The sequence below is a fragment of the Methylobacterium komagatae genome (assembly GCF_042661665.1).
GTDB classification, from domain to species: Bacteria; Pseudomonadota; Alphaproteobacteria; order Rhizobiales; family Beijerinckiaceae; genus Methylobacterium; species Methylobacterium komagatae.
In genome coordinates this window covers 3,139,557-3,163,347 of record NZ_JBHSWN010000001.1, presented here as the reverse complement: position 1 = coordinate 3,163,347, position 23,791 = coordinate 3,139,557, and the positions used below count along the sequence as shown (strand labels likewise).

The window sequence follows — 23,791 nt, the reverse complement described above, 5'->3', positions numbered from 1 at the left end:
GTTCGCTGCGGCGCACAACGCGGCGTCCGGTACGGTCACTACCTGCACGACTTCGAAGGAAAACAGAGATATGCGTCGCTCACGTCCCCTCGTCGCCGCCGCCCTGCTCGCCTGCTCGGCCCTGCCCGCCTTGGCGACTCCCTGCGGGCAGCAGGTCAGTGCCCTTCAGCGCCGTCTCGACAGCGTAGGCGCCGTTCGCGTGGCGGGCCTCGAGCCCGGGCACACTATGACGACCGGTTCGGTGAAGGCCCTTCCCCACGTCTTGAACGAGCCACCGAGCAACCCGCAGGTGAAGTCCACGCGCGAGAACATCGCCGCCGCGCGGTTGCTGATCCGTGAGGCGCAGGCCGAAGATCAGGACGGCAACCAGCGTGCCTGCGAGAACATCCTCACGGACGCCAAGCGCCTCATCGGTGCCCTGCCGTAGCAGGCGTTGCGCCCATCCTCGGGTCGAGCCGCGTCGCAGGGGGATACGGTGCCGGGGAAGCCCGGCCATCGCGAAAGGTCGAGGATTGCGCGCCAAGCTCTCGACGTGTCGCGCAGGCCTCTTTCGGATAGAGTGTCCCCCTCGATTCACTCACCTCGTATCCTCGAGGTGGACATGAATGCGGGAGGACCGAAGCGAGATGGTGCAACCCGCCGCGATCGTCGTCGTCATGGGCGTGTCGGGCTCGGGCAAGACGACCCTCGGCCTCGCCCTGGCGGAGCGCCACGGCTTTCACTTTCTGGACGCCGACGATTTCCATCCGCCGGAGAACGTCGCGAAGATGCGGGTGGGCATCGCCCTTGACGATGCGGATCGCGCGCCGTGGCTGGCGCGGCTGGCCGCATTGTTGAAGGACGCGGCGGGGCGGGGTGAGCCGACCGTGCTCGCCTGCTCGGCGCTGAAGGTCAGCTATCGTGCGATCCTCGCGGCGGCGAGCCCGGACATGCTGTTCGTGCTTCTGCAGGGCGATCCGGCGATCCTCGCCGCGCGGCTCGGCGCGAGGCGCGGCCACTACATGCCCCCTTCCCTCCTCGCGAGCCAGTTGGCGACGCTGGAGATTCCGGTTCCGGGGCAAGCGACGCTGATCCTCGATTGCCAGCAACCGGTGACCGAACTCTGTGAGGCCGTGGTGGCCCGGCTCGGGCTGCCGGTCCCCGGCGTAGAAATCAGCCCCGTGCAAGCGTGAACGATTAGGCCTGTGCGCCGCGAGGGCGCCATGAGGGCGCCTCAGGGAGTTCTGGGCGCCATGGGTATCGGGATCGGGCTGCTCATCGCGATCGGCTGCATGCTCGGCGGCTTCGTCGCCATGGGCGGCCACCTGATCGTCATCTGGCAACCCTGGGAATTCGTCATCATCGGCGGCATGGCCATTGGCGGCCTCGTGATGGCCAACCCGATGAAGGTCGTGATCGATTCCGGCAAGGCCACCATGGAGGCTCTTCTCGACAAGGTGCCGAAGCGGAAGGACTACCTGTCCCTGCTTGGCCTGCTCCATGCCCTTCTGCGCGAATTGAAGACCAAGCCGCGCAACGAAGTCGAGACTCATTTCGACGATCCGGCCAATTCCGAGATCTTCAAGAACTATCCCGACGTCACCAAGAACCAGGACCTGGTGCTGTTCATCTGCGATTACTGTCGCCTCATCCTCATCGGCGGCGCGCGATCCCACGAGATCGAGTCGCTGATGGAGGAAGAGATCGGCACGCAGAAGAAGGCCGCCCTCAAGCCCTATAACGCCGTCAATACCGTCGCGGAGGCCCTGCCCGCTTTGGGCATCGTGGCCGCGGTGCTCGGCATCGTGAAGGCGATGGGCGCCCTGGATCAGTCGCCGCAGATCCTCGGCGGCCTCATCGGTGCCGCCCTGGTCGGCACCTTCTTCGGCGTATTCGCCTCCTACGGCGTGCTCGCGCCGCTGGCGGTGAAGATCAAGGGCGTGCGCGAGAAGCAATGCTCGGTCTACACGATCGCGAAGCAGAGCCTGATCGCCTACATGAACGGCGCGCTGCCGCAGATCGCGATCGAGCACGGCCGCAAGGGCATCGCATCGGCCGACCGGCCCACGATCGATGAGGTGGAAGCGGCCACCGTGCCGGGCGCCCGCGCCGAGGCCGCCTGAGATGCAGCCCTCCCCCACCGAGGCTCCGGCGATCCGGCGCGGTGCGAGCGAGATCCGCTCGCGTATCCAGGAAGCCGCGGGGCTGTCCCTGGACCGGCTGCCGATGCTGCAGCTCATCTTCGATCGCCTCGCCACCGGCTGCGGCGACGCGCTGAAGCACCGCGTGGCCTCGACGATCTTCTACGCCCTGTCGGGGGTGACGAGCGGGCGCTTCGGGGATTTTCTCGACGGCTACGACAACAATGCCGTGGTCGGCATCTTCCACGCGCCGGGCTGGGATGGGCACATCCTTGTCGGGCTCGATCGCGACTTCATCTTCACGATGGTCGAGGTGCTGTTCGGCTCCGACGGCTCCGAGCCGCCCGTGGACGAGGAACGTGCCTTTTCGGCCATCGAACTGCGCGTCGCGCAGATGGTGTTCGAACAGGTGGGCAAGGCGTTGGAAACGTCCTTCGGCCTCGTCTCTCAGACGGCCTTCCGCCTGGAACGCACCGAGACGCGCATGGAATTCGCGATTATCGGGCGCCACAGCAACAACGCCTTGCAGGCCAAGTTCCTGTTCCAGGGGTTGAGCCGCAGCGGCGAGATGTTCCTCGTCATCCCCCAGGCGCTCCTGAACCCGCTGCGGGCGAGCCTTGCCAAGGTGCTCACTGGAGAATCGACGGCGCGGGACCCGCGCTGGTCGCAGCAGATCGCGGAGCAGGTCCAGAAGGCCGAGGTGACGCTCCGCGCCGTGCTAGAGGAACGCCACCTGACCCTCGGCGAGATCGCCGGGCTGAAAGTGGGTCAGGTCATCGGCCTCGACGCCACGCCGACGACCCGCATCAAGCTCGAAGGCAATGACCGGCCGCTGTTCTGGGCTCATGCCGGGCAGGCGCAGGGCGCCTACGTGCTGCGGATCGACGAGGTCATCGCTCAGGACAAGGACAATCTTCATGGCCTCGCTGGTTGACGGTGTGCTTCTCGTCGCCCTCGTCGGCACCAGCGCCTGCGTGGTGCCGATGTATCTGAAGCTCAAGCGCCTGGACCGGACCCAGGCCGAGTACGGACGGGCCATGGCCGCATCCGGCCACGCGCTGGCCAGCGCGGGCGAGGCAGTGCGCAGCTTCGCGGGCGAGGGTCGCGAAGTGCTGGAAGCGCTCGGCCGCAAGATCGATGAGGCGCGCGCGACCCTCGTCCAGCTCGAAGCCGCGCGGGACAGGCTCGCCCGCGAGGAGGGCCGGGCCGGCTGAGGCGACAGCCTCGCATCAGCCAGACCCGCTAGAGACCCCCAGGCCGCACGGCTGAAGATCCCGAGTCCGCGATGAGCAACAGCCCCTTCCCCGACACCGCGACTGCCCCTGCCGCCGATGAGCCCCTGGTGGGCGACGGGCGCAACCTCGATTCCATTCTGCGCATCCCCGTGCTGGTGCAGGTGGTGCTCGGTTCGGCCACGATGCCGGTCGCCAACCTGATGAAGCTCGGGCGTGGCGCCGTGGTGCCCCTGGATCACCGGGTGGGCGAGCCGGTGGATGTGATGGTCAACGGGCGCGTCGTGGCGCGTGGGGAGATCGTCATCGTCGAGGAGGACAATTCCCGGTTCGGCGTCTCGCTGACCGAGGTGGTCGGTCCGTCCGAATCCGACTCGGCCGCCTGAGGCCGACGCCGTGGCGGTCGCACCCCTCGGCCCTTCGCCGGCCGCACCGCCTGTTTTCCCGGCGGGAGCGGCCCCGGCTCCGCGCGGGCCGGGCCGGTCCCTCGCGCCGGTGGATCAGGTCGCGACCCTGCTGCTCGCCATGGGCAAGCCCGCTGCGGGCCGCCTGCTGAAGTATTTCGAGCCGGACGAGATCAAGCGCATCACCCGCTCGGCGGTGCAGCTCGGCCCGGTGAGCGCCGACCAGCTCGACGGTGTAGTCGAGTCCTTCGCCGTCGAGTTCGCCAACGGTGCCAGCCTCATCGGCACCGTGCAGGAGGTCGAGAAGCTGCTGAGCGGCCTGATTCCGGCCGAACAGCTCGCAGAGCTCCTGGCGGATGTGCGCGGCAACGGCGCCCGCTCGGTCTGGGAGCGTATGGGCAGCGCCTCGGAGAGCGTGCTCGCGAGCTACCTCGTGAAGGAGCACCCGCAGACCGCCGCGCTCATCCTCTCGCGCATCAAGCCCGCCGTCGCCGCCAAGGTGATGAGCCAGTTGCCCGCGCCCCTGCGCAACACGTTGATGCGGCGGATGCTGACCTTCAAGCCCGTCGACGACGAGATCCTCGCCATGCTGGAGAAGACCCTGCTGGAGGATTTCATGGCCAACGGCACGCGCAATTCCGGCGCGGATACCCATGCCAAGATGGCAGACATCATCAACAAGATGGACCGCGCGCAGATGGACGAGGCGCTGACGAGCCTCGGCGAGTCGCGCCCAAAATCGGTCGAGATCCTGAAGGGCCTGCTGTTCACCTTCGACGACATCGTCAAGCTGGTGCCGCGCGCCCGCACCACTCTGTTCGACGCTGTTCCGAACGACCGCCTCGTCCTGGCGCTGAAGGGCACGGATGCGGAGTTCCGTGGGGTGATCCTCTCGGCGCTCTCGGCCCGCGTGAAGCGCATGGTCGAGCACGAACTGAACGGCGGCGAGCCGGCGGCGCAGCGCGACGTGATGGAGGCCCGCCGCACCATCACCGACCTTGCCATGGACATGGCCGCCCGTGGCGAGATCGAGATCAATCCGGGGGGCGAGGAAGATGCGCTCATCCGATAGCAGGGTCGCGCAGCCTTCCCCGCTCGCAATGACGGAGACAGTCTCGTCGTCAGTCAGACCGGGCCGCGCGTATGGCTGAGGACGTCGATCACGAGAGCAAGACCGAAGCGCCGACCGAGCGGCGCGTCCGCGAAGCCCTCGACAAGGGCGACATCCCGTTCTCACGGGAGGCGCCGGTCTTCGCCTCCATCCTCGGCCTGCTGATCGGTCTCGCCCTGTTCGCGCGCGGCCAGGCGGCGGAGCTGTCGCGGGACCTCTCGGCGTTCTTCGACCATCCGCAGGGCTTCGCGCTGTCGAGTGCGGGTGATGCGACAATGCTGCTCGCGGCCACGGCGAGCGCTGCGGCGCGCTTCCTCCTGCCCTTCCTGCTGCTGCTGGCGGCCTGCGGCCTCTCAGCATCCATCCTCCAGAACGTGCCTCGCCTCGTCGGAGAGAGGATCCGTCCGAAATGGCGCAACGTCTCGCCCGCCTCCGGCTTCAGCCGGATCTTCGGACGATCCGGTCAGGTCGAGTTCCTGAAATCGGTCTTTAAAGTCCTCGGTGTCACACTGGTTGTGGTTCTGCTCCTGCGCTCGGAGCAGCAGAAGGCCGTGAATGCCATGTTCGTCGATCCGAGCCAGCTGCCCGAGCTGATCCTCACCATCTCGATCCGCCTCGTTTCGGCGATCTCCATCGCCACGATCATGATCGTGGCGGGCGATCTCGTCTGGGCGCGGCTGCGCTGGCAGCGGTCGCTGCGCATGTCGGTGCAGGACATCAAGGACGAGCAGAAGCAGAGCGAGGGCGACCCGACCGTGAAGGCGCGCCTGCGCTCGCTCGCCCAGGACCGGTCGCGCAACAAGATGCTTGCCGCTGTTCCGCGCGCCACCGTGGTGATCGCCAACCCGACCCATTTCGCGGTCGCCCTGCGCTATGAGCCGAGCGAGAGCCCTGCGCCCCTGGTCGTCGCCAAGGGTCAGGACCTGATCGCGCTTCGCATTCGCGCTATAGCCGAAGAAAACGGCATCGCGGTGATCGAAGACAAGCCTCTCGCAAGGTCGCTGTACGATGCTGTGCAGGTCGATCAGACGATCCCGGCCGAGTTTTACCGGGCCGTTGCTCAAATCCTGTTCTTTTTGTTCGCGAGGCCCCGATGATCACCCAGGCCTACGATCCGGCTGCCGGCCGGCCCGCGCCTGCCGAACTGATCGCCGCCTCAGAGCGCGTCTTCGCAGAGGAGCTGCGCGACTTCATCGGTGAACTCTGCCTCCTCGACGGCAGCGTGCTGATCGGCTGGATCCGTGGGCAGCACCACGGCAACATCGCGGACCTCGTCGCTTCCTCCGCCGAGCCCTTCTTCAAGGACGCGACGCTGGCCTATGCCGATGCCGCCGACGTGTCCTTCGCGTGGGGCCGGTCGATGCAGGTCGTCCTCGACATGGAGTTCGTGACGAAGCCCGTCACGATCTTCTTCAAGCTCGTGCTGGACAGCTATTTCGCGGGTGTGGCGATCCAGCGGATCATGGCCGGGACCGAGCCGCCCTTCTCCCCGGAAATCCTCGCCCGCGCGGTGTCCGACGCGCGGCTGTAACGCGCCAGCGCCTGAGCCGCCACACCATTCCACTCCATCGTCGAGGCATGAAGCCGGGTCCGAAAGGGCCCGGCTTTTTACTTCCGGTCTTCCCCTCGGCGACGGCGGGAGCGGAAACATACCACCCATGGCTGTACTAGCGTTGTCATGCAACGAAAACGATCATACTTGCAAAGATGTGACACTGCTTGGTCAGAAATAACTTAGGATGCTGAATTGGGAGTAGAACATACTTTACAAAGGTACCTCCTTACTGCGTAGTGAATCATCGCGCGCCGCCAAGTCTGATGAACGAAAAGATGCCGCGCTGAGGGGTCCGGTCCGGATGTACTGCCTGGTAGATGGTCGAAAATCGGTCAACGAAGGCTACGCGGCGAGCTTCGACAGGGAAGGCGTGTCGGCTTTCGGTCTTTCGCCGGACGAGTTCGCAGATTGGATCCGCGTGGCGTCGCGCAGCGACGTCGATGCCATCCAGGGCTTCCTTCTGGGTGATTTCGACGAGCGAGCGAAATGCGCGGCTGCCATTCGCAAGCATTCACGGGCGCCCGTCATCGCGCTGGCGGATCAGCGTTCGCTCGAGCAAACGCTGGTCCTGTTCGATGCCGGGATCGACGACGTTCTGCCGAAACCCGTGCATGTCCGTGAGATCCTGGCGCGATCCGAGGCGATCTGGCGACGGGTGAACGGTGGCATCCAGCCCGCCGCCGCCGGCATCGAGGCCCCCGCCCGGCCGGAGCGCCTGCGGGTCTTCTTCGACGGGCGTGACCCGGAGGTGGATGGCGAGCCGCTTTCGCTGCCGCGGCGCGAGCGCCACATCCTCGAATATCTCGTCCGCAACCGCGGGCGCCGCCTCACCAAGACGCAGGTCTTCAATGTGATCTACGGCGTCTACAGCAACGGCGTCGAAGAGAGCGTGATCGAGGGCCACGTCAGCAAGCTGCGCAAGAAGCTGTCGCAGCGGCTCGGCTACGATCCGATCGAGGCCAAGCGCTACATGGGTTACGTCTACGTCGGCTGAGGCTGCTCCGGCACTTCCGCTGGATTTCCTACGGCTGGCAGAAGGCCTTGGCTCCCGGGGTCCAGTTGCCGAAGCCGGTGGCGACCATGTTCGTGATCACCCGGCAGACATAGACCTTCTGGGCCGGATTATTGTTCGGGCCCGCGTGATAGCGCGCGACCGCGAGCGTCCAGCTGCCCTCCCGGTCCTTCAGTTCCTTCAGGAAGCGCGTGGCGTATTCCACGTTCTGTCGCGGGTCGATCATCGCCTCGAGCGAGGGGAACTTCGCCCGGTGATAATGATGGTTGATCTGCATGCAGCCGAGATCGACCAGCCGGATGCCGCTCGCTTGCGATTCCGCGAGCTTCTGCATCACGTCCTGAGCGCTCGTGCCGAAATAGGCCCGCCCCTGGATGTTCATCGCATAGGGCTGCAGCGAGCCGCGCTTGCCGCTCTCGGTCAGGCCCACGGCATAGAGCATGCCGAGCGGCACGCCGTGCTTGGCGGCCGCCTGCGCCATCTGTTGTTCGCAGACGCGGCTCGGCGCGGCCGGGCTCATGCCGGCCGAAGGCGCCGTGGCCGCAAAGGCGGGGTTAGAGATACACGCCGCTGCGATCGCGCTCGACAGGATACGCTTCATGTCCCCCTTCCCTTGAACGGGCCGTCTCGGCTCGCGGTGTGTCCCTGCGGTCGGACGAGCCGGGTTGCGACCCACCTCCACCCTGCCCGCCATCGGTGAAGGCCATCTGGCCCCGTCCGGATTGGCTCTGCGGCTGGCTCTGAGCCTGCGCGCCCTGCCCCGATCCCTGCTGGGACGGCTGGCCGCCTGTCATGTCCGCGCCGCTCGCCCGGATGGCGACGAGATCGGCCTGATAGCCCGCCCCGCGCAGGAGATCGGACAGGGCGCCACCATCCCGGCGCAGCAAATCGGCCGTGTCGTGCCGACCGGTCTCCATGCCGACTTCGAGGCGGCCCTCCTGCAGACGCATCCGCACTGTCACGGTGCCGAGGTCGGCGGGCTGAAGCTGAATCGTGAGAAGGCGTAAGGGCCCTTCCGGCATCTGACCGAGTTTGGCGGGCTGGCCGGGTGGCGCGACCGGCGCCGAGGGCGCCTCGGTGGCGATGGCATTCGCGAGATGCCGGAGAGTCGCCGCGGGCAGAGCGCCTTCCACCGGGCCGGATGTCAGTGCCGCGACAGGCGCCATCTCCGGCGTCGGCTGGCCGGGCTCACGGGAGGTGTCGCCGTCGAGCTCCGGTCGCGGCGCCACCGGTCCCGTTTGGATGGCGGGGACAGGACGGCTCTCGGCTTCGGGGACTGAAGGGCCGACCGATACAGCCGGTGTGGTGGCGCGCGGCGTTAGCCGCGTCGGACGTATCGCGGCCGGGGCAGGCGCTTGAACAGGCGTCGCCGCTTCAACAAGGGGCGCCGCCGCAGCTACGACGGGCGCCGCGGCAACGGCCTCGATCGGTCGCGGCCGGGCCTGATTGGGCGGAGCCGTGGGCTGCGCAACTGGCGCTGCGTCGATGGGGGCGGCGGCGCTGGCGGTGGGCTGCGGCGGAGAATGATCCTCCACCTTCTGCGCGATGGCAGCGACCGGCGTGGGCTGGCCGGGCATGACCGGCGCGAAATGCGTCTCCTGTGTCACAACCGTCACCTTCGGCCGTTCGGCGGGAAGGCTCGCGATCGGGCTCTCCGGTGCGGTGCTGCCCGCTGCCCTCTCGGCCAGCGCGACGAGATCCGTCGCCACCGGGATGTTCGGCACAGCGGCCTGGACGGCGGTTGCGGATTGAGTCGGCGCGGGTGCGCCCTGCGCGGCTGCGAACAGGGCGCGCAGGGCCGCCTGTGGATCGATGACGAGCCCGGAAGCGGGGGCCGCGGTGACGACATCCTCGGCCGGCATCTCGGGGGCGGCTTCGTCCCCGAGATGCGGACGGACGATCTCCTCGCCGCGCGACGGCGGCCGTTCCAGCCGGCCGAGCTCCTTCCCGAATGGGCTGGTGGAGAGCGCGGCGTCGCGGATCGGCGTGTCCGGGGTGGAGCTCTTCGAGGCGGGTTCCGAGCGTTGCCGGGGGCCGGGCAGCAGGGCGTCGAGGGCTGTCACGGGTCGTTCCTGTCGTCGATCAACCGGTCGATACGCGCCAGCGCCTCCTGTGCCCGGCCGATGGCGGCGGGATCGGGGAGCTTGCGCTGACCTGAAAGCGGTGCTGCCGCACGGGCGGCATCGGCCTGGGCCGGGATACGGATCTGGGTCGCGGCGGACAGGGCCTCATCGAGGAGCCGCCGGTCGGCCTCGCCGAACTGTTCCCGGTCGAGGCTGCGCAGGGCTTGGATGCTCTCGTCCAGACGTCCCTCGACTACGACGAGAGCGGCCGCGCGATAGAGCCGAGCTTGGGCGGCGGCAGCGGTCTCCGGTGCCGCCAGCCCCGCCGCCCGTTCGGCCGCGAAGAGCGCGGTGCCGCGCCGACCCTGGTCGAGCCCGGCGCGAGCGACGAGCAGGTAGAGGTCTCGACGGTCGTCGGGCTCGATCTCGTCCAGCATGCGGGCGAGTTTCGCGTCGCGGGCGCCGTCGCTGGCGAAGTCGAGCCGGGTCAGGGCGGCGGCGAAGCGCTGGCGGAAATTGCCCGCATAGACGGAGCGCCGGAAGCGGCGCAGATACTGGATCGACAGGGCCTCGAAGCGGCTGGCATCGCCGCCCTGCGCGATCACGAAGATCTCGCGACGGAGCGCCCCCTCTTCCACCAGGGTTCCGGGCGCGAGCAGGCGCGCGAGGGCCAGGAGTTCGATCGCCTTTCGCGGGGCGTCACGGACGGAGAGAGCAGCCTGGGTCAGGGCGAGTTGCCCGGCGAGGCTCGGCGGCGCTTCGCGGGGATCGAATTTGGCGAGTAGCGTGCGCGCCTCCTTCTCGCGCCCCTCGACATAGGCGAGCGAGCCGAGAACCAGCGGCGCATCGGCCTCGGCGACCTTGCCGCCGTCGAGCATCTTACGAAGGACCGCCGGGCCGCCCCCCGCGAGGGCGAAGGAGACGCCTGCCCGCGTATTTGCGGAATCAGCCCAGGTCTCCGGTTCGAGCGCCAGAAGGCGCTGCTCGATATGGCCGAGCAACTGCCTCTGCGCGAGATGCGCCTGAGTCGAGCCCTTTGCGATCCGGTCCTGCAGCAATTGCAGCGTGCGCATCAGCTCCACCGGCAAGCCACGCGGGACGACCAGAAGGGGCTCGATCGGCTTGGGCGGCTCGGCTCCGTGTCCGCCGCCTCCGCCATGGCCGTCACCGGCCGCGAGCGCGTGGGTGGCGACCATCACGATCAACAGGAGGGCGGCCAGCCGCATGACCGCCATGCCGCCCATCCAGGAGCTGCGATGGAAGCGCCGCCGTTCCCGCCGCCGCGCGTGGGAGCCGCGCCTCGGCGATCCGGCATCGGAGAGGGGGCGGCCCACCTCATTCGGGCTTGCTCCGCAACAGGATCTCGATGCGGCGGTTCTCGGCTGCCTTCGGATCCTGGCTGCGCGGCTGGCGGTCGGCATAGCCTTCGATGCGGTCGAGCCGCTTCTCATCCAGGCCCGCGCGGACCAGCATGTAATAGGCCATCTGCGCCCGCGCCGAGGACAGGCGCCAATTGTCGTAGGTTTCCGAGCGGAACGGGCGCCCATCCGTATGCCCACGCACGACGACCTGTCCCGGATGGGCATTCAGCACCTTGGCGATGCGCTCCAGGGCGCGCACCACCTTCGGCGAGGGCTCGGCCGAGCCGATCTCGAACATGCTGAAATTGATCTCGTCGGTGACGCTCACCAACACGCCCTCTCCCGTACGGCGTACGTCGATGCGTGGCGCCGGGGAACCGGTGCGGATCGGCTGCACGGCCTTGGCGATCTCCGCCTTGATCTCGGCGAGGGCGGCTGTGTCTCCGGTCGGTTCCTCGGCGGGCTTCTGGGCCTCCTTGGGAGAATCCTTGGGGGCCTCCTTCGGCGCCTCCTTGGCCTCGGTTGGCTTTTCGCCAGTCTTGGATTTGGGTGAAGCGAGCGCGTCGCGAACGGCAGCGGGCAGGTTCGCGTCGGCGGTAGCGACCTGCGTCACCTTCGGAGCGTCCTTCGCGGGCGGCTTCGGCTCCTTGAGGGATTGCGCCTTGGCGTCGAGACGGGTCTCGTTGGTGGCGCGGGCGACCGTGTTCACCGCTCCCGGATTGTCGCTGCGGGCGCGGGGCAGCGTCTCGGTCTGCCAGTAGAGCGGATCGAACGGATCGCGCGCGGCCTCGCCCCCCGCGATGCCGGGCTGGGCGCCATCCTGCGCCATGGCGTCGACGCTCGCTACGTCCGAGCGGTCGGCCTCCGTCTCGCTGGCGAGCTTGGCGAGCACCGCATAGGGATCCTGGAACAGGGCGGATTCCCGCGTGCGGCTGCCGGGCGGCGCAGGCTGGCCCTTGTCCGGCCCCTTGCCTTCGCCCTTCCCCTCGCCTTCCCCCTTGCCCTCGGCCTCCTTGGACCCGCCGCCCTTGTCGGCGGATTCGTCCTTGGGCTCGGACAGGCCCTTGCGGTCATGCGTGACCTCGGCGAGCTTCACCGGGTTGAAGTATTCGGCGATGGACTGCTTCTGCTCCTTGCTGGTCGAATTGATCAGCCACATGACGAGGAACAGGGCCATCATCGCCGTCATGAAGTCGGCGAGCGCGATTTTCCAGGCGCCGCCGTGGTGCCCATCCTCATGGTCGCCGTGGCGCTTGATGATGATGATTTCTTGGTGGCCCTCGGACATCTCAGCCCTCCGCCGCGGCGGTCAGCAGGCGGGTCCAGGCCGCGAGCCGCGTTTCCATGACGGTCTGGTCGGCAACCACCGAGACCTCGGGCGCCTCGCTCAGGTCGAACGTCACCCCCTCGGCCTGGCTGCCGAGCCGTTTGCGCAGGGCGTCGAGCAGATCCTCCGGGCCGCTCACCCGGATTGCCGCCTGGCCCGGCTCCGCGAGCAGGCGCCCGAGGGCGACGCTGAGGTCATCGAGCGCGCGACGCCGCAAGGCGTCGCTCAGCACCGGGACGAGCAGGCGCCCGATCCGCTGGGTCAGGTCGGCGTCGAGGGCGCGCATAGCCGCCGAGAACCCTTCCGCCAGCCGCTCGGCCTCGCCCTCGCACCAGCGCGCCCGCTCCTCGGCGAGGCGTGCGGCGAAAGCCTCGCGCTCCGCCTCGTGTTGGGCTTGCGCCTCGGCACGGGCTTGCGCCAGTCCCTGCTCACGACCGCGAGCCTCCGCCTCGGCGAGGGCCGCCGCACGCTCCTCCGGCGTTTCGGCCGGTTCGGCCTCGGGCGTCGGGCTCGACCGTTTCAGGCCGGTCCAGGGGCTCGAAAGAATGTCTTCGGCGGGACGCTCGGGTTCAGCCTTCACCGGCGCAGGGGCGGCGGCGGAAGGCGGCACCGTCTGCACGAGCGACCGTAGGGCGTTCAGCGCCTCCGGGACGGTCATGGGCGCCAGCGGCATGGCGTTGCGCGGAGCCGTGTCCGATAGGAGCGGAGCATCCTCCCCGGAACGCTTGGGAAGCTTCACGACCCGCGTCGGCAACCACGGAGTGGTGCGCGGTGCCTGGGGCGCGGCCGGGGCTGCAGGCTTCACCGCGTCCGAAAAGTCGGGGAGTACGCTCTTCAGGACCGCGCTCACGCCGTCGCCTCCTCACGCATCAGCCAGCGTTTGAGGATCGAGGCGACCTGCTCCTCATCGAGTTCGATCATCTGCTCCAGCCGCTTCTGGGCCGAGCGATCGGCGGTCTGGGCCATGGTCTGCGCCATGTCCTCGATCATGCTCGCCACGGCGGGCGGGGCGAGCGCTGCGGCCTCCGCTGGGCTTGGCGGGGCGAGGGCCGCTTCGGCCGGTGCGGCGGCGGCCGCGATGGCGGGATTCGCCGCGCGTTCGAGGGCGGGGACCTCGGCCTGCTCGGCGGCAGGCGTCGCGAGGATGGCACGCAGCGCCGGGCGCAGGCCGAACCAGATCAGGAGCGCGGCGACGACGAGGATCGTCGCGGCGTTGATGAGCGTGCCGGACTGGCGCAGCATCACATCGCTGATCGAGAGCGGGGGCACAGGCTCCATGGCCTGCCCGTCGTTGATGAAGCCTACGGCGGCGACCTTCACCGTGTCGCCACGCTCCTTGCTGAAGCCCGCCGCCGAGGCGACCAGCTGTTCGATTTCGGCGATCTGGCCGGACACGTCGGCGTTCTCGTTCTTGCCGTCCTGGCCGCTCTGGGCGGCGAGCCGCGAGCGGTTGACCAGCACCGCGACCGAGAGGTGGCGGATGGCGTAGCCGTCGCTCACCGTCTGGATGGTCTTCTGCGATATCTCGTAATTGGTGAGATCTTCCTTCTTGGGCTCTCGTTCGACGAGGTGTCGTTGCCGTCGGAGCGCGGGCGCTGGTCGGGCAGGTTCTGCTGCGCGGTCGTGGGCCGCTCGGACTTGCGGTTCTGCGCGTTCTCGTTCTCGCGCACCGAGCGGACGGACCGCTCGACCCGCTGGTCCGGGTTGTAGATCGTCTCGTTGGTCGAGGTCTTGTCGGTGTTGAGTTGGGCGGCGACGCTCACCTCGAAATTGCCGGTGCCGAGATAGGGCGTGAGGGTGCGGCGGATGTTGTCCTGCACCTCGCGGCTGACGATCTTCTCCAGGCTCGCCATCTTGCCCGTGGGGGCGAGGCTGTTGTCGTCGCCCGCCATGAGGATCGTGCCGTCCGAGCCGATCACGGTCACGCGGTCGGGCTTGAGGCCGGGGATCGCGGCGGCGACGAGCTGGCGGATCGCCTGGGCGCCGCTCACGTCGTCGGCGGGTTCGGTGCGCACCACGACGGAGGCCGAGGGCGGTTGCTGATCCCGGCGGAAGGAGGCGCGGTCCGGCAGGACGATGTGCACGCGGGCCGCACGCACGCCCTTCATGCCCTGGATGGTGCGGGCGAGTTCGCCTTCGAGGGCGCGCACCCGCGTCACCTCCTGCATGAATGAGGTCATGCCGAGCGAGCCGAGGTCGTTGAACAGCTCGTAGCCGGACTTGGAACTTTGCGGCAGGCCCTTCTCGGCCAGCAGCATGCGGGCCTGGGCGGTGTTGCCGTAGCGGACCATGACGGCGGTGCCGTCGGCGCTGACGTCGAACGGGATGCCGCTATCCTTCAGCACGCCGCCGATGCGGGCCACGTCCTCGCGGGAGAGCCCCGTATAGAGCGCCTCCTGAGCCGGGCGGCTGAGGTAATAGGCGCCGAGGCCGACGCCCGTGAAGACGAAGAGACCGACGAGGCCGAGCGCCACGAGGCGCCGTGCCCCCAGTTCGATGATGTTGCTCCACAGCCTCTCGGCTTGCTCGCGTCCGAACATCCCTGGACCAACCCTGCTGGCGACCTGATCGTGTCGCGAGCCTGTGTGACGGGTCAGCCTTGTGCGAAGCTGCTCTTCAGAAGAACGAGCGCACCAACCCGCTTACCAATAGATTCCAGCCATCGATCAGGATGAAGAACAGCACCTTGAACGGCAGGGAAATCACTGTCGGCGGCAGCATCATCATGCCCATCGACATCACGATGGTCGACACGATGATGTCGATGACGAGGAACGGCAGGGCGATCAGGAAGCCGATCTCGAAGCCCCGGCGAAGTTCGGAGATCATGAAGGCCGGGATCAGGATGCGCAGGTCGATCTTCTCGCCCGCTTCGGCCTTGGGGAAGTTGCGGCTGGCGAGATCGGAGAAGGTCTGGAGGTCCTTCGGGCGCACCTGCGCCGTCATGAATTCCCGGAACGGGTCCACGATCTTGCCGTAGGCCTCCTCCTCGGTGATCCGGTTCTCCTGCAGCGGTTTGACGCCGTCGTTCCAGGCCCGGTCGAAGGTCGGCGCCATGACGTAGAAGGTCATGAACAGCGACAGCGACACGAGGAACAGGTTGGCGGGCGTGCTCTGGAGGCCGATGCCGGAGCGCAGGAACGACAGGGCCACGGCGAAGCGGGTAAAGCTCGTGACCATCACGAGCAGACCCGGCGCCAGGGACAGGACGGTGAGCAGCGCGACGAGTTGCAGGATCCGGCCGGAGGCCGCGCCGTTGCCCGCCGGCAGAAGCTGGTCGAGGGCGGGCACACCGGTCACGCCGCCGCTCTGAGCGTGCGCGGTACCGGCTGCCAGTGTCAGGCCGAGGATCGCGGCGAACCGCAGGGCGTTTCGTCGGGCGATCATTGCACCACCAGCGATTCGACGATCAGTTCCCGGATCGCACCCTTGCTGCGCAGGACGGCCCGCTCGTTCAGGTCCTCGCGCAGGTGCTGAAGGCCGCTCGCGCCCTCGACCTGCGCCATGGAGACGGTACGCAGATAGGCGAGGAGATCGGCGCGGATTTCGGCCAACGTGACGTCAGCGTTCGGCACGACGCCCTTGAGCACCACGGAGGATTCGATCCGCACCCAGGATTCGGCAGGCTCGGCGAGGTTCGTCACCACGGAGCCGACGCTGCGCAGGGAGAGGTCGCCCGCATAATTCATCACGGGCACGACCTTGCTCTGCTCGTCGCGAACCTTCCGGTCCACGGCCTTCTCGACCGTCGAGAGCAGGTACACGCCGAGCATCCCGCCGGTACCGACCGCGACCAAGGTGGACAGGAGCAGCCCCCCGATCCAGCCTTTACCGCCCTTCTTGGTCTTGGCATCCGCCATGATGAGTTCCTATTGCTCGTCTCAACCGGCCTTCCGGTATTGCTTCGCGTTGGCTCGCAAAGACTGAGAACCGGATCAGAACGGTGTGACGGTCTCGAAGATCTGCTGGCCCAGCGTCGGGTTCTGGACGTCGGTGATCCGGCCACGACCGCCGTAGGAGATGCGGGCTTCGGCGATCTTGTCGTAGTCGATCGTGTTCTTCCGCGAGATGTCGCGGGGGCGCACGATGCCGGTCACAGCCAGCACGCGAACCTCGTTGTTCACGCGCACTTCCTGCGAGCCGGCGATCAGCACGTTGCCGTTCGGCAGGACTTCCGTGACCACCGCCGCCACCGACAGGCTCAGCGTCTCCTTGCGGTCGATCGAGCCCTGGCCCTTGGTTTCGGTGCCGGAGCGGATGCCCGTGTCGGCGGTGGCCGAATCCTTCAGGCCGCTGACGCCGTAGCCGAAATCGAAGCCGAGCGTCGATTTCTGGCTGCGCGAGCGGTCCGTGGCGTTGTCGAACTGCGCCTTGTCGTTGATCGCGATGTTAACCGTGATCACGTCGCCGACATTGCGGGCGCGCGGATCCTGGAACAGCTCGGCACTGCCGGGGGCCCAGGTGGAATGGTAGCCGGAGCGCGGGCCGTGGGCGTTGAAGGTCACCGGCAGGGGTTCGCGCGGCGGGTTCAGCCCAGCCCCCACGGGGGTCAGGATCGGCTGGCGCCCGATCTCGTTGATGTTGCTGTGGCAGGCCCCGGCACCGAGGGCCAGGGTCAGAGCGGCAAGCCGGAGGGCGGGGTTCACGATCTCTCGTCCTTCTTGCTCTCGTCCTTCTTGCGGCCGAGATCCGACATCTTGCGCGCGAGACCGGCGGCGCGGGCCGCTTCCATCTCGGCCAGGATGGCGCTCGCCGCGCGGGCGTTGAGCTTGGTGAGGATCGCGGCGGCCGCGTCCTCGGGCATGGTGGCGAGCGGGGCGCGGCCGCGTCGGGCCGCATCTTGGCGTAGAGGGCGACGACCGCCTCATCCGCTTTGGCAAGGAAGGCGTTTCGGCGCTTCAGCCACTCCTCGTACTCGGCGCGCTTGGCTTCGAGCTTGGCAATGCGGGCCTCGACATCCTTTTCCAGGGCGGCGAGTTGCTCCTTCTGCCATGCGAAGCGGGCATCGGCGGCGGCATCGGCGATGCCTGCGCAATAGCCCGCCTTCGGAGGCTCCTTCACGTATTCCTGCGCGCCGACCTCCTTCGGCCCGTCGCGGGCGGCGAGCGCCTTGAGCGCTGCCTCCTTGGCCGGGTCGGGCTTGTCGCCGCCGCCGCCCGTGGCCCAGGCGGGACCGGCGGCGAGGCAGGCGAGAAGGATAAGGGCGGCCCTCATTGCACCACCAGTTCGGCTTGAAGGGCGCCTGCGGTCTTCACCGCCTGCAAGATCGCGATGATGTCGGTGGGCTTCAGGCCGACCGAGTTCAGGCCGCGCACCAGCGTTTGCAGGTCGGAGCCGCCGATGATGGCGAGCTTGCCCTGCTCCTCGCGGGCCGCCACCTCGGTGCGTGGCACCACCGTGGTCTGGCCGTTGGAGAACGGCGCGGGTTGGGAGACTTCGGGTGTCTCGGTGACGCGGACCGTGAGGTTGCCGTGGGTGACGGCGACCGTGGAGATCTGCACGTTGCGGCCGATCACCACCGTGCCGGTGCGCTGATCGACCACCACCCGCGCAGGAACATCCGGCTGGACGGTGAGATCGCCGATCTCGGCCACCAGACGGGTCTGCGTCGCGTCGCGCCCACGCAGCACCACCACCGAACGCTGGTCGCGCGGGTTTGCAATGCGGCGGTGGAAGCGGGCCATCGACCAAGCGTTGATCGCGTCCGCGACCAGGGTTGCCGTCTTGAAATCCGGGTTCTTCAGTTCGAACACCAGTTCGGGCAGGTCGCGGAAGGTGCCGGGCACCTCGCGCTCGATCAGCGCGCCGTTCGGGATGCGCCCTGCGGTCGGCACGCCCTGCGTCGAGCTGCTCGGCCTGCCCCTGGACGCTGAAGCCCGAGACCGCCAGCGGCCCCTGGGCGGCGGCGTAGACGAGGCCGTCGCCGCCGGTCAGCGGCGTCATCAGCAGCGTGCCGCCGCGCAGGGAGGTGGCGTCACCCAGCGAAGTCACGGTGACGTCGATGCGCGAGCCGGTGCCGGTGTAGGGCGGCAGGTCGGCGGTCACCATCACCGCCGCGATGTTGCGGGTGCGCAGCCGGGAGTCGCGCACGTTGATGCCGAGCCGGTCGAGGAGCGATTGCAGCGACTGCTCGGTGAACTGCGCGTTGCGGAGCGTGTCGCCCGTGCCCTGAAGACCGGTGACGAGGCCGTAGCCGAAGAGCTGGTTGTCGCGCACGCCCTTGAGCGTGGCGATATCCTTGATCCGCGTGCCCGCGAAGGACGGCCCGGCGAGCAGGATCCCTGCCAGCGCCGCGAGGGCCAGGAGGACGCGGGCCATCACTGCGCTCCGATGCGGATGCGCCCATCGGCCATCACGGTGCCGAGGACGATCCGGTTCGTGTCCGTGTTGCGGACGCGGATGACCTCGCCGAGTCCCCCGTTCTGCAACGGCGAGCCCACGGCGGTGATGATGAGGCCGTTCTCCTCGAAGATCATCTGCGTCGGCGCATTGCGGGTGACGAGGCGGGGATCGTCTACGCCGTTGACCGGCACCGGCTCGCCGGGCAGCAGCATCCGCCGCGCGGTGCGCCCGACCATGGCCATCGGCGCGTCGACGATGGCCGACCGGCCGCGATAGCTCGCGGGATAGGCCTGCATCCGCAGCATCGATTCCTTGATCGTGTCGCCTGCATAGATCGTGACGACCGGCACCGGCAGCATGATCTCGTCGGGCTCGGCACGGGCCGGGCTCGCCAGAAGCAGGAGGGCAGCCAGGGCCGCCTGGAGGCAGCGGGACGTGCGGACGGACAGGGTGAAGGCCATGATCAATCGCCGGAGGGGTCGAAGCCGGAAGTCCTGTGGGGCCGGGCCGCCCCCGCCGTGAGCGTCAGCGGATGCCCTTCGAGACGGTCGAGGACATCTCGTCCGCGGCCTGGATCACCTTCGAGTTCATCTCGAAGGCGCGCTGTGCCGTGATCAGGCTGGTGATCTCCTTCACGGGATCGACGTTCGAGCCTTCGAGATAGCCCTGCTGGATCTTGCCGAAGCTGACATCTCCGGGGTTGCCGACGACCGGCGCACCCGAAGCCGGAGTCTCGCGGTAGAGGCCGTTGCCGAGCGGCTCCAGGCCCGCCTCGTTGGCGAAGTTCGCCAGCGTCAACTGGCCGATCTGCGCCAGCGCGACCTGCCCGTCGACCTTGGCGAAGACCTGACCCGAGAGGTTCACCGTGACTTCGGAGGCGTTGTTCGGGATGAGGATCGCCGGGTCGACCACGTAACCTTCCAGCGTCACGAGCTGGCCGGTGGCGTTCTTGTTGAACGAGCCTGCGCGCGTGTAATTCGTCTCGCCGCCGGGGCTGGTGATCTGGAAGTAGCCGCGCCCATTCACCGCGAGGTCGAGCTGGTTGCCCGTCTGCGCGAGCGAGCCCTGCCGGTGCAGGTTGCGGATGGCGGCGGAGCGCACGCCGAGGCCGAGCATGGCGCCCTCGGGTACCGCCTCCTGCCCCGCCTGGTTCGGCACGCCCTGCTGGCGCTCGGCTTGATAGAGCAGGTCGGTGAATTCCGCCCGCGCACCCTTGAAGCCGGTGGTGTTCAGGTTCGCGACGTTGTTCGCGATCACTTCGAGGTTGAGCTGCTGGGCGGACATGCCCGTGGCAGCGATGGCGAGTGCACGCATGGTTCGGGCTCCTCAGATGGCCATGCGGCTAAGTTCGAGATAGGCGGACACGACCTTGTCGCGGATGGCGACGGCGGTCTGGAGGCTCTGTTCAGCGGACATCACCGCCTCCACCACCTGCTGTGGCGAGGCTCTGCCCTGGATGCCTGCGATGGAGGCCGCTTCGCCCGCCCGCATGTCGTTGCGTACGCTGGCGGCGAACTGGGCCATGATGTCGGAGAAATTCGCCGGGGCGCTGCCGCCGATGGCCGCCGCGCCCGGGAAGGCGCTCCGCTGCACCGGGGCGGCCGTGTCGGCCCGCGAGAGGGCGGCGGCTTGAACGGCCTTCTCGAAGGCCGAGAGCGATGCGAGGGCCTCGATCATCGGTCGAGCTTCCTTACGGCTTGAGGAGATCGATCACGCTGGCCACCATCGCGCGGGCCTGCTTGATCACTTGAAGATTGGCCTCGTACGAGCGATTGGCCTCGCGCATGTCGGCCATCTCGACAAGCATGTTCACGTTGGGCAGCTTGACCATGCCGCGTGCGTCTGCCGCCGGGCTGCCGGGGTCGTATTCCGAGCGGAACGGGCTCGTGTCCCTGCCGATCTCCGAAACCTTGACGGAGGAGGCGCCGATCGCCCGCTGCATCTCGGCCCGGAAGCTGATCGTCTTGCGCGAATACGGGTCGGCTCCCGGCGCGTCGCCGGTCGATTGGGCGTTGGCGAGGTTTTCCGACACGATCCGCATGCGCAGGGACTGCGCTTCGAGGCCGGAACTCGCGAGTTTGGTCGCGGAAAGAAGCGGATCGATCATGTCTTCACCGCCATCTTGAGCATCCGGTCGAAGGCTTTCACGATCCCGGTATTCAGGTTGTGCTCGCGCGAGACTTCGCTCGCCTTGAGCATTTCCTGTTCGAGGCTCACCGAGCTGGCCGTCGCCGTCACGTCCCAGCCGTCCGTCGCGGTCTGGGTGCGGCTGAGCGGTCCGCCAGCGTCCACATGGGCGGAAGCGGTCCTGGCCATGCCGCTACCGACTTGCGCCAGCACATCGGCGAAGGGGGCGACGTCCCGCGCCTTGTAATCAGGCGTATTCGCGTTCGCGACGTTGCCGGCGATGGTCGCCTGCCGCACCGCGAGGTGGCGCGCCTGCATGGCGGCGAGGTCGAAGAGGTAGATACCGCTCATGCCGCCTCCAGCCGCACGCAGGGACGACCGGGAATCGAGCCGTCCTGAAAAGCGGTCTAGGTCCGCAATCTTGCACGAGGCTGGCCGCTGCCTTGCTTGACAGGCCGCCGTTCCCCGCCCCACTCCCGGTCATCATTGGACCTGAGGATCGACTGCCGCCGATGCCGGATGACTTGCCGGAGCCGACCGCCCGTTACGTGGGCGGCGCCGGGGCTGGCCCCAGGGCGGGCGAGCATGTGGTGGCGCCCAAGAACCGCTGGGCTCGCGCGATCCTCGGCTTCCGCGATCTGGTGCCGGAGGCGTGGTACACCCTCGACGTCTCACTCTCCTGGGATGAGGACGAGCAGGCCGCCGCCGCGTTCGATTTCGCCCTGGTGGGCTTCGATTTCATGGCGCGCGATGGGTCGAGCCTCGATGTCGAATCGGTGCCGGGTCTGGTGCGCACCCTGCCCGATCCCCTCGGCGCATGGCTGCCGGGTCCGGCCTATCACGCAACCACCGGCCTCTCGGCGGAATGGCGCTGTGGCTTCCGGATGCCGCCCCAGGCGAGCGATCTCGCCCTCGGCTTCCGGTCCTGGCGCAACACGGCGCCCTTCCGCATCTCGGGCGTGCGCCTGCGATCGGTCGAGGCGCCGTCCATCACCTCACCGTGGCCGCGCCTGCGACTCGGCGCGACGCCGCTGATGTTCGAGCAGGATCTGGTGCAAGGCGTCGGCCTCGTCCTGCGGGGGCAGATCGTGTCCGACCGGCCCAACGAGCACGCGGCCTATGCCGCGATCCGCTACCGCGATGCCTCGGGGGTCGAGATGCCCCTGCCCTACCCCGATACCGTCTCCGTGATGGGCCACGGCGCCTCGGTGAACCTGCCCGCCAAGCCGCAGGCGCGCCGCTTCACCCTCTCCCTCACGCCGCCCGCTGGCGCGACCCGCGTCGAAATCGGTCTGCGCACTTGGGAGGAGGCGGACGAGGCTTCCCCCGCCGTCGAACTCATCGCTCCGCCGGAAGTCTCGCTGGAGGATTCCTTCCGTCTGGAAAGCCTGATCGGGGACGACCTTCTCGACGGTTCGGCCTTCCTGTCCCGGCTCGCGGATCGTCTCGGTCTAGAGCCGGGCGCAGTTCCAGCGTGGTTGCCGGAAGCGCAGGCCGCGCCCGCCCCCGCGATCCTTGCCCGCGCCCGCCATCTGCGGCAGGGGCAGGAGCGGTCGTCGGGTGGCCCGGACGGACAGATCGTGCTCCGCCTTGCGGGCCTGCCCGACTGGACCCAGCCGGAATCGCCCGATTGGCGGGAAGAGCCATTCCGCTCGGTGCCTTGGCGCCTCGATTACCACTCACTTGCATGGATCCCCGCTCTCGGTGAGGCCGGACCCGCCTTGGCTGCGGCCTGGGGCGCGGCGAATCCGTGGGGCCAGCCTTCCGATCCGCTGAGCCTGCACCCGGCGGCCCTTACCGCGCGGGCGGAGGTGCTGGCCCGTCTCGCGGCTCAGCCGTTGCCGGAGGGGGCGGATGACGCCCTCCGCGCGACCCTCGTCGGCGTCGCCACACAGCACGGCTTCGCCCTGGCCGAGATCGTGGGACAGAATGCCTTCGGGCGTTCGCTCCATGGGCTACAGGCGGCGACGGCCCTCTACGTTACCGCCTGCTCCCTGCCACGCCTGCCGCTGGCCCCGTTCTGGACTGCCCTCGCCTCTCGCCGCCTCGGCGAGACCTTCGGGGCGCTGCTCGCGGCGGACGGGCATTTCGCGGATCCGGTGCTCCAGCGGCGGCTCGATTGTCTCTCCCTCGGCCGGGCCCTGGCCGAAGCCCTCGGTGGGCAGCCGCCGGGCCCCGACATCGCCGCGCGGGTCGAGGCGGGGCTCGCCGGGCTTCCCGGCCTGCTCGATCCGGGCGGACGGCTTCCGCCCTTCGGCGACGCACCGCCTGTGGTCGATGAGGCCGCCTGGATTGGGCGTCTCCTCGCCGGAAGAAGCTCCGATCTCGCTGCCGCGCGAGAGGCTGCGCCGAGCACGCCAGCGGGCGGGGTCTTCCACGACACGCTGACGATGAGCGCCGATTCCATCGGGCGCGGCGCGGGGCATTTCGCCTGTACCTTCGCGGCCCCCTCGCCCCTGGGGCACGCCGACTGCACCTCCTTCATCCTGGCGGCGGAGGGGCGGCGCTGGATCGTCGAGGCGGGCGGCTCGGAGAGTGTGGAGACCGGCCCGTCGCGCCACTACCTCGTCTCGGCCCGAGCCCACAACGTCGCGCTCCTCGACGGTCGCGAGCCGGTGGCCGGGCCGGTCTGGTTCGCAAAAGTCTTCGCCTCGACGGTGCCCGCGCCCACCGGATCGAGACGCGCATTCACGGGCCGGACGTGATCCATGCCCGCATCTTCGTCCTGCTCGACGATCTCGACGGGATCGCGGTGATCGACCGCTTCGAGGGGCGGGGTCTGCTCTCCGTCGAGGGCATGTTGCATGTCGCGCCGGATACGCTCGTCGCGCTGGCGGGGCCGCGCCGGGCGCTGGCGCAGCAGGGAGCGCGGCGGCTCGGGTTCACCCCATGGGTCGTCGCGGGCCGACAGGCCGGGCTGGAGATCGTCAACGGACGTGACGAGCGGGCGAGCACGCTTCAAGGCTTCGTCGCCACTCCGCGGGGCCTGACTCCCGCAAGCACCTTGAGCTACCGCTTCGTCGGTGACGGCCTCGTCTGCGGCGGCATGATGCTGGCCACCGACACGACCCTGGAAGAGCGCCTGTCGCGCCTGCTCGCGGGCGAGGCGCTACGGAGCTTTCTGGCGGAGTGACGGT

The 23,791-nt window shown here is 68.5% G+C and carries 27 protein-coding genes and 2 pseudogenes; 13 read left to right on the top strand and 16 right to left on the bottom strand.

Features of this window, described 5'->3' with window-relative positions; all coding sequences use genetic code 11:
* The first annotated feature begins 70 nt into the window (after positions 1–70).
* The 10 genes from ACFQE0_RS15745 (at position 71) to ACFQE0_RS15700 (ending at position 7,416) form a co-directional block, all read left to right on the top strand.
* Positions 71–427, top strand: coding sequence for a hypothetical protein (locus tag ACFQE0_RS15745; protein ID WP_378971264.1), 357 nt, complete (start codon positions 71–73; stop codon positions 425–427).
* Positions 428–626: 199 nt separating this feature from the next.
* On the top strand, positions 627–1,172 hold the full coding sequence (locus tag ACFQE0_RS15740) for a gluconokinase (protein WP_378971262.1): 546 nt from the start codon (positions 627–629) through the stop codon (positions 1,170–1,172).
* A 60-nt stretch (positions 1,173–1,232) separates the two neighbouring features.
* Positions 1,233–2,102: a flagellar motor stator protein MotA gene (gene motA, locus ACFQE0_RS15735; protein WP_378975496.1), complete on the top strand. Its 870-nt coding sequence runs from the start codon at positions 1,233–1,235 to the stop codon at positions 2,100–2,102.
* 1 nt (position 2,103) lies between these two features.
* Entirely contained in the window at positions 2,104–3,054 is a 951-nt protein-coding gene (locus ACFQE0_RS15730) for a flagellar motor switch protein FliM (protein ID WP_378971260.1), read from the top strand.
* Positions 3,038–3,334 (top strand): hypothetical protein, encoded by a 297-nt coding sequence (locus ACFQE0_RS15725; protein WP_378971258.1) that lies wholly within the window; start codon positions 3,038–3,040, stop codon positions 3,332–3,334. Before ACFQE0_RS15730 ends, ACFQE0_RS15725 begins: the two co-directional genes overlap by 17 nt.
* A gap of 71 nt (positions 3,335–3,405) precedes the next feature.
* The gene (fliN, locus tag ACFQE0_RS15720) at positions 3,406–3,738 is read left to right on the top strand and encodes a flagellar motor switch protein FliN (protein ID WP_378971255.1); all 333 of its coding nucleotides are present in this window, start codon (positions 3,406–3,408) and stop codon (positions 3,736–3,738) included.
* Between the two features lie 10 nt (positions 3,739–3,748).
* The gene (locus ACFQE0_RS15715; RefSeq protein WP_378971253.1) at positions 3,749–4,828 is read left to right on the top strand and encodes a flagellar motor switch protein FliG; all 1,080 of its coding nucleotides are present in this window, start codon (positions 3,749–3,751) and stop codon (positions 4,826–4,828) included.
* Between the two features lie 71 nt (positions 4,829–4,899).
* Positions 4,900–5,964 (top strand): flagellar biosynthesis protein FlhB, encoded by a 1,065-nt coding sequence (gene flhB / locus ACFQE0_RS15710; RefSeq protein WP_378971250.1) that lies wholly within the window; start codon positions 4,900–4,902, stop codon positions 5,962–5,964.
* Positions 5,961–6,398, top strand: coding sequence for a hypothetical protein (locus ACFQE0_RS15705; RefSeq protein ID WP_378971248.1), 438 nt, complete (start codon positions 5,961–5,963; stop codon positions 6,396–6,398). The genes flhB and ACFQE0_RS15705 overlap by 4 nt, the downstream gene beginning before the upstream one ends.
* 325 nt (positions 6,399–6,723) lie before the next feature.
* Positions 6,724–7,416 carry a response regulator transcription factor gene (locus ACFQE0_RS15700; RefSeq protein ID WP_378971246.1) on the top strand — a complete coding sequence of 231 codons (693 nt, stop codon included), beginning with the start codon at positions 6,724–6,726 and terminating at the stop codon, positions 7,414–7,416.
* A 28-nt stretch (positions 7,417–7,444) separates the two neighbouring features.
* On the opposite strand, the gene ACFQE0_RS15695 is transcribed toward ACFQE0_RS15700, so the two are convergent.
* The 10 genes and pseudogenes from ACFQE0_RS15695 to ACFQE0_RS15650 form a co-directional block, all read right to left on the bottom strand.
* The gene (locus ACFQE0_RS15695; protein ID WP_378971244.1) at positions 7,445–8,035 is read right to left on the bottom strand and encodes a transglycosylase SLT domain-containing protein; all 591 of its coding nucleotides are present in this window, start codon (positions 8,033–8,035) and stop codon (positions 7,445–7,447) included.
* The gene (fliK, locus tag ACFQE0_RS15690) at positions 7,989–9,497 is read right to left on the bottom strand and encodes a flagellar hook-length control protein FliK (RefSeq protein ID WP_378971242.1); all 1,509 of its coding nucleotides are present in this window, start codon (positions 9,495–9,497) and stop codon (positions 7,989–7,991) included. The genes ACFQE0_RS15695 and fliK overlap by 47 nt, the downstream gene beginning before the upstream one ends.
* On the bottom strand, positions 9,494–10,732 hold the full coding sequence (locus ACFQE0_RS15685; protein WP_378975494.1) for a chemotaxis protein MotC: 1,239 nt from the start codon (positions 10,730–10,732) through the stop codon (positions 9,494–9,496). Before ACFQE0_RS15685 ends, fliK begins: the two co-directional genes overlap by 4 nt.
* 100 nt (positions 10,733–10,832) lie before the next feature.
* Positions 10,833–12,146, bottom strand: coding sequence for a MotB family protein (locus tag ACFQE0_RS15680; protein ID WP_378971240.1), 1,314 nt, complete (start codon positions 12,144–12,146; stop codon positions 10,833–10,835).
* A 1-nt stretch (position 12,147) separates the two neighbouring features.
* On the bottom strand, positions 12,148–13,035 hold the full coding sequence (locus ACFQE0_RS15675; protein ID WP_378971237.1) for a hypothetical protein: 888 nt from the start codon (positions 13,033–13,035) through the stop codon (positions 12,148–12,150).
* A pseudogene (gene fliF, locus ACFQE0_RS15670) lies at positions 13,032–14,725 on the bottom strand (flagellar basal-body MS-ring/collar protein FliF). The gene ACFQE0_RS15675 and the pseudogene fliF overlap by 4 nt, the downstream one beginning before the upstream one ends.
* 76 nt (positions 14,726–14,801) lie before the next feature.
* A complete protein-coding gene (fliP, locus tag ACFQE0_RS15665) occupies positions 14,802–15,572 on the bottom strand; it encodes a flagellar type III secretion system pore protein FliP (RefSeq protein WP_378971235.1) in 771 nt (256 codons plus the stop codon).
* Positions 15,569–16,045: a flagellar basal body-associated FliL family protein gene (locus ACFQE0_RS15660; protein WP_378971233.1), complete on the bottom strand. Its 477-nt coding sequence runs from the start codon at positions 16,043–16,045 to the stop codon at positions 15,569–15,571. The genes fliP and ACFQE0_RS15660 overlap by 4 nt, the downstream gene beginning before the upstream one ends.
* A 75-nt stretch (positions 16,046–16,120) precedes the next feature.
* Positions 16,121–16,831, bottom strand: coding sequence for a flagellar basal body L-ring protein FlgH (gene flgH / locus ACFQE0_RS15655; RefSeq protein WP_378971230.1), 711 nt, complete (start codon positions 16,829–16,831; stop codon positions 16,121–16,123).
* A complete protein-coding gene (locus tag ACFQE0_RS15650; protein WP_378971228.1) occupies positions 16,828–16,989 on the bottom strand; it encodes a hypothetical protein in 162 nt (53 codons plus the stop codon). Before ACFQE0_RS15650 ends, flgH begins: the two co-directional genes overlap by 4 nt.
* A gap of 173 nt (positions 16,990–17,162) precedes the next feature.
* On the opposite strand from ACFQE0_RS15650, the gene ACFQE0_RS15645 reads away from it, so the two are divergent.
* Positions 17,163–17,420, top strand: coding sequence for a hypothetical protein (locus tag ACFQE0_RS15645; protein WP_378971226.1), 258 nt, complete (start codon positions 17,163–17,165; stop codon positions 17,418–17,420).
* Here ACFQE0_RS15645 and flgI read toward each other — a convergent pair.
* The 6 genes and pseudogenes from flgI to flgB all read right to left on the bottom strand — a co-directional run bounded on the left by flgI (position 17,396) and on the right by flgB (position 21,005).
* Positions 17,396–18,503 (bottom strand): annotated as a pseudogene (gene flgI / locus ACFQE0_RS15640) (flagellar basal body P-ring protein FlgI). The gene ACFQE0_RS15645 and the pseudogene flgI overlap by 25 nt on opposite strands.
* The gene (gene flgA / locus ACFQE0_RS15635; protein WP_378975492.1) at positions 18,503–18,886 is read right to left on the bottom strand and encodes a flagellar basal body P-ring formation chaperone FlgA; all 384 of its coding nucleotides are present in this window, start codon (positions 18,884–18,886) and stop codon (positions 18,503–18,505) included. Before flgA ends, flgI begins: the two are co-directional and overlap by 1 nt.
* Before the next feature lie 166 nt (positions 18,887–19,052).
* Positions 19,053–19,841 (bottom strand): flagellar basal-body rod protein FlgG, encoded by a 789-nt coding sequence (flgG, locus tag ACFQE0_RS15630; RefSeq protein WP_378971224.1) that lies wholly within the window; start codon positions 19,839–19,841, stop codon positions 19,053–19,055.
* Positions 19,842–19,853: 12 nt separating this feature from the next.
* The gene (fliE, locus tag ACFQE0_RS15625) at positions 19,854–20,204 is read right to left on the bottom strand and encodes a flagellar hook-basal body complex protein FliE (RefSeq protein WP_378971221.1); all 351 of its coding nucleotides are present in this window, start codon (positions 20,202–20,204) and stop codon (positions 19,854–19,856) included.
* A gap of 13 nt (positions 20,205–20,217) precedes the next feature.
* Positions 20,218–20,634: a flagellar basal body rod protein FlgC gene (flgC, locus tag ACFQE0_RS15620; protein WP_378971219.1), complete on the bottom strand. Its 417-nt coding sequence runs from the start codon at positions 20,632–20,634 to the stop codon at positions 20,218–20,220.
* Positions 20,631–21,005 (bottom strand): flagellar basal body rod protein FlgB, encoded by a 375-nt coding sequence (gene flgB, locus ACFQE0_RS15615; protein ID WP_378971216.1) that lies wholly within the window; start codon positions 21,003–21,005, stop codon positions 20,631–20,633. The genes flgC and flgB overlap by 4 nt, the downstream gene beginning before the upstream one ends.
* A gap of 161 nt (positions 21,006–21,166) precedes the next feature.
* Between flgB and ACFQE0_RS15610 the strand changes: the two genes are divergently transcribed.
* The gene (locus ACFQE0_RS15610; RefSeq protein WP_378971213.1) at positions 21,167–23,359 is read left to right on the top strand and encodes a heparinase II/III domain-containing protein; all 2,193 of its coding nucleotides are present in this window, start codon (positions 21,167–21,169) and stop codon (positions 23,357–23,359) included.
* The gene (locus ACFQE0_RS15605) at positions 23,356–23,787 is read left to right on the top strand and encodes a hypothetical protein (protein ID WP_378971211.1); all 432 of its coding nucleotides are present in this window, start codon (positions 23,356–23,358) and stop codon (positions 23,785–23,787) included. The genes ACFQE0_RS15610 and ACFQE0_RS15605 overlap by 4 nt, the downstream gene beginning before the upstream one ends.
* Positions 23,788–23,791: the final 4 nt, after the last annotated feature.

Bases quoted from the DNA above. Each gene is read 5' to 3' on its own strand.
- ACFQE0_RS15745 (WP_378971264.1), top strand. From the start codon at position 71: ATGCGTCGCTCACGTCCCCTCGTCGCCGCCGCCCTGCTCGCCTGCTCG.
- ACFQE0_RS15740 (WP_378971262.1), top strand. From the start codon at position 627: ATGGTGCAACCCGCCGCGATCGTCGTCGTCATGGGCGTGTCGGGCTCG.
- motA (WP_378975496.1), top strand. From the start codon at position 1,233: ATGGGTATCGGGATCGGGCTGCTCATCGCGATCGGCTGCATGCTCGGC.
- ACFQE0_RS15730 (WP_378971260.1), top strand. From the start codon at position 2,104: ATGCAGCCCTCCCCCACCGAGGCTCCGGCGATCCGGCGCGGTGCGAGC.
- ACFQE0_RS15725 (WP_378971258.1), top strand. From the start codon at position 3,038: ATGGCCTCGCTGGTTGACGGTGTGCTTCTCGTCGCCCTCGTCGGCACC.
- fliN (WP_378971255.1), top strand. From the start codon at position 3,406: ATGAGCAACAGCCCCTTCCCCGACACCGCGACTGCCCCTGCCGCCGAT.
- flhB (WP_378971250.1), top strand. From the start codon at position 4,900: ATGGCTGAGGACGTCGATCACGAGAGCAAGACCGAAGCGCCGACCGAG.
- ACFQE0_RS15705 (WP_378971248.1), top strand. From the start codon at position 5,961: ATGATCACCCAGGCCTACGATCCGGCTGCCGGCCGGCCCGCGCCTGCC.
- ACFQE0_RS15700 (WP_378971246.1), top strand. From the start codon at position 6,724: ATGTACTGCCTGGTAGATGGTCGAAAATCGGTCAACGAAGGCTACGCG.
- ACFQE0_RS15695 (WP_378971244.1), bottom strand. From the start codon at position 8,035: ATGAAGCGTATCCTGTCGAGCGCGATCGCAGCGGCGTGTATCTCTAAC.
- ACFQE0_RS15685 (WP_378975494.1), bottom strand. From the start codon at position 10,732: ATGGCGGTCATGCGGCTGGCCGCCCTCCTGTTGATCGTGATGGTCGCC.
- ACFQE0_RS15680 (WP_378971240.1), bottom strand. From the start codon at position 12,146: ATGTCCGAGGGCCACCAAGAAATCATCATCATCAAGCGCCACGGCGAC.
- fliP (WP_378971235.1), bottom strand. From the start codon at position 15,572: ATGATCGCCCGACGAAACGCCCTGCGGTTCGCCGCGATCCTCGGCCTG.
- ACFQE0_RS15660 (WP_378971233.1), bottom strand. From the start codon at position 16,045: ATGGCGGATGCCAAGACCAAGAAGGGCGGTAAAGGCTGGATCGGGGGG.
- ACFQE0_RS15650 (WP_378971228.1), bottom strand. From the start codon at position 16,989: ATGCCCGAGGACGCGGCCGCCGCGATCCTCACCAAGCTCAACGCCCGC.
- flgA (WP_378975492.1), bottom strand. From the start codon at position 18,886: ATGCTGCCGGTGCCGGTCGTCACGATCTATGCAGGCGACACGATCAAG.
- flgG (WP_378971224.1), bottom strand. From the start codon at position 19,841: ATGCGTGCACTCGCCATCGCTGCCACGGGCATGTCCGCCCAGCAGCTC.
- fliE (WP_378971221.1), bottom strand. From the start codon at position 20,204: ATGATCGAGGCCCTCGCATCGCTCTCGGCCTTCGAGAAGGCCGTTCAA.
- flgC (WP_378971219.1), bottom strand. From the start codon at position 20,634: ATGATCGATCCGCTTCTTTCCGCGACCAAACTCGCGAGTTCCGGCCTC.
- flgB (WP_378971216.1), bottom strand. From the start codon at position 21,005: ATGAGCGGTATCTACCTCTTCGACCTCGCCGCCATGCAGGCGCGCCAC.
- ACFQE0_RS15610 (WP_378971213.1), top strand. From the start codon at position 21,167: ATGCCGGATGACTTGCCGGAGCCGACCGCCCGTTACGTGGGCGGCGCC.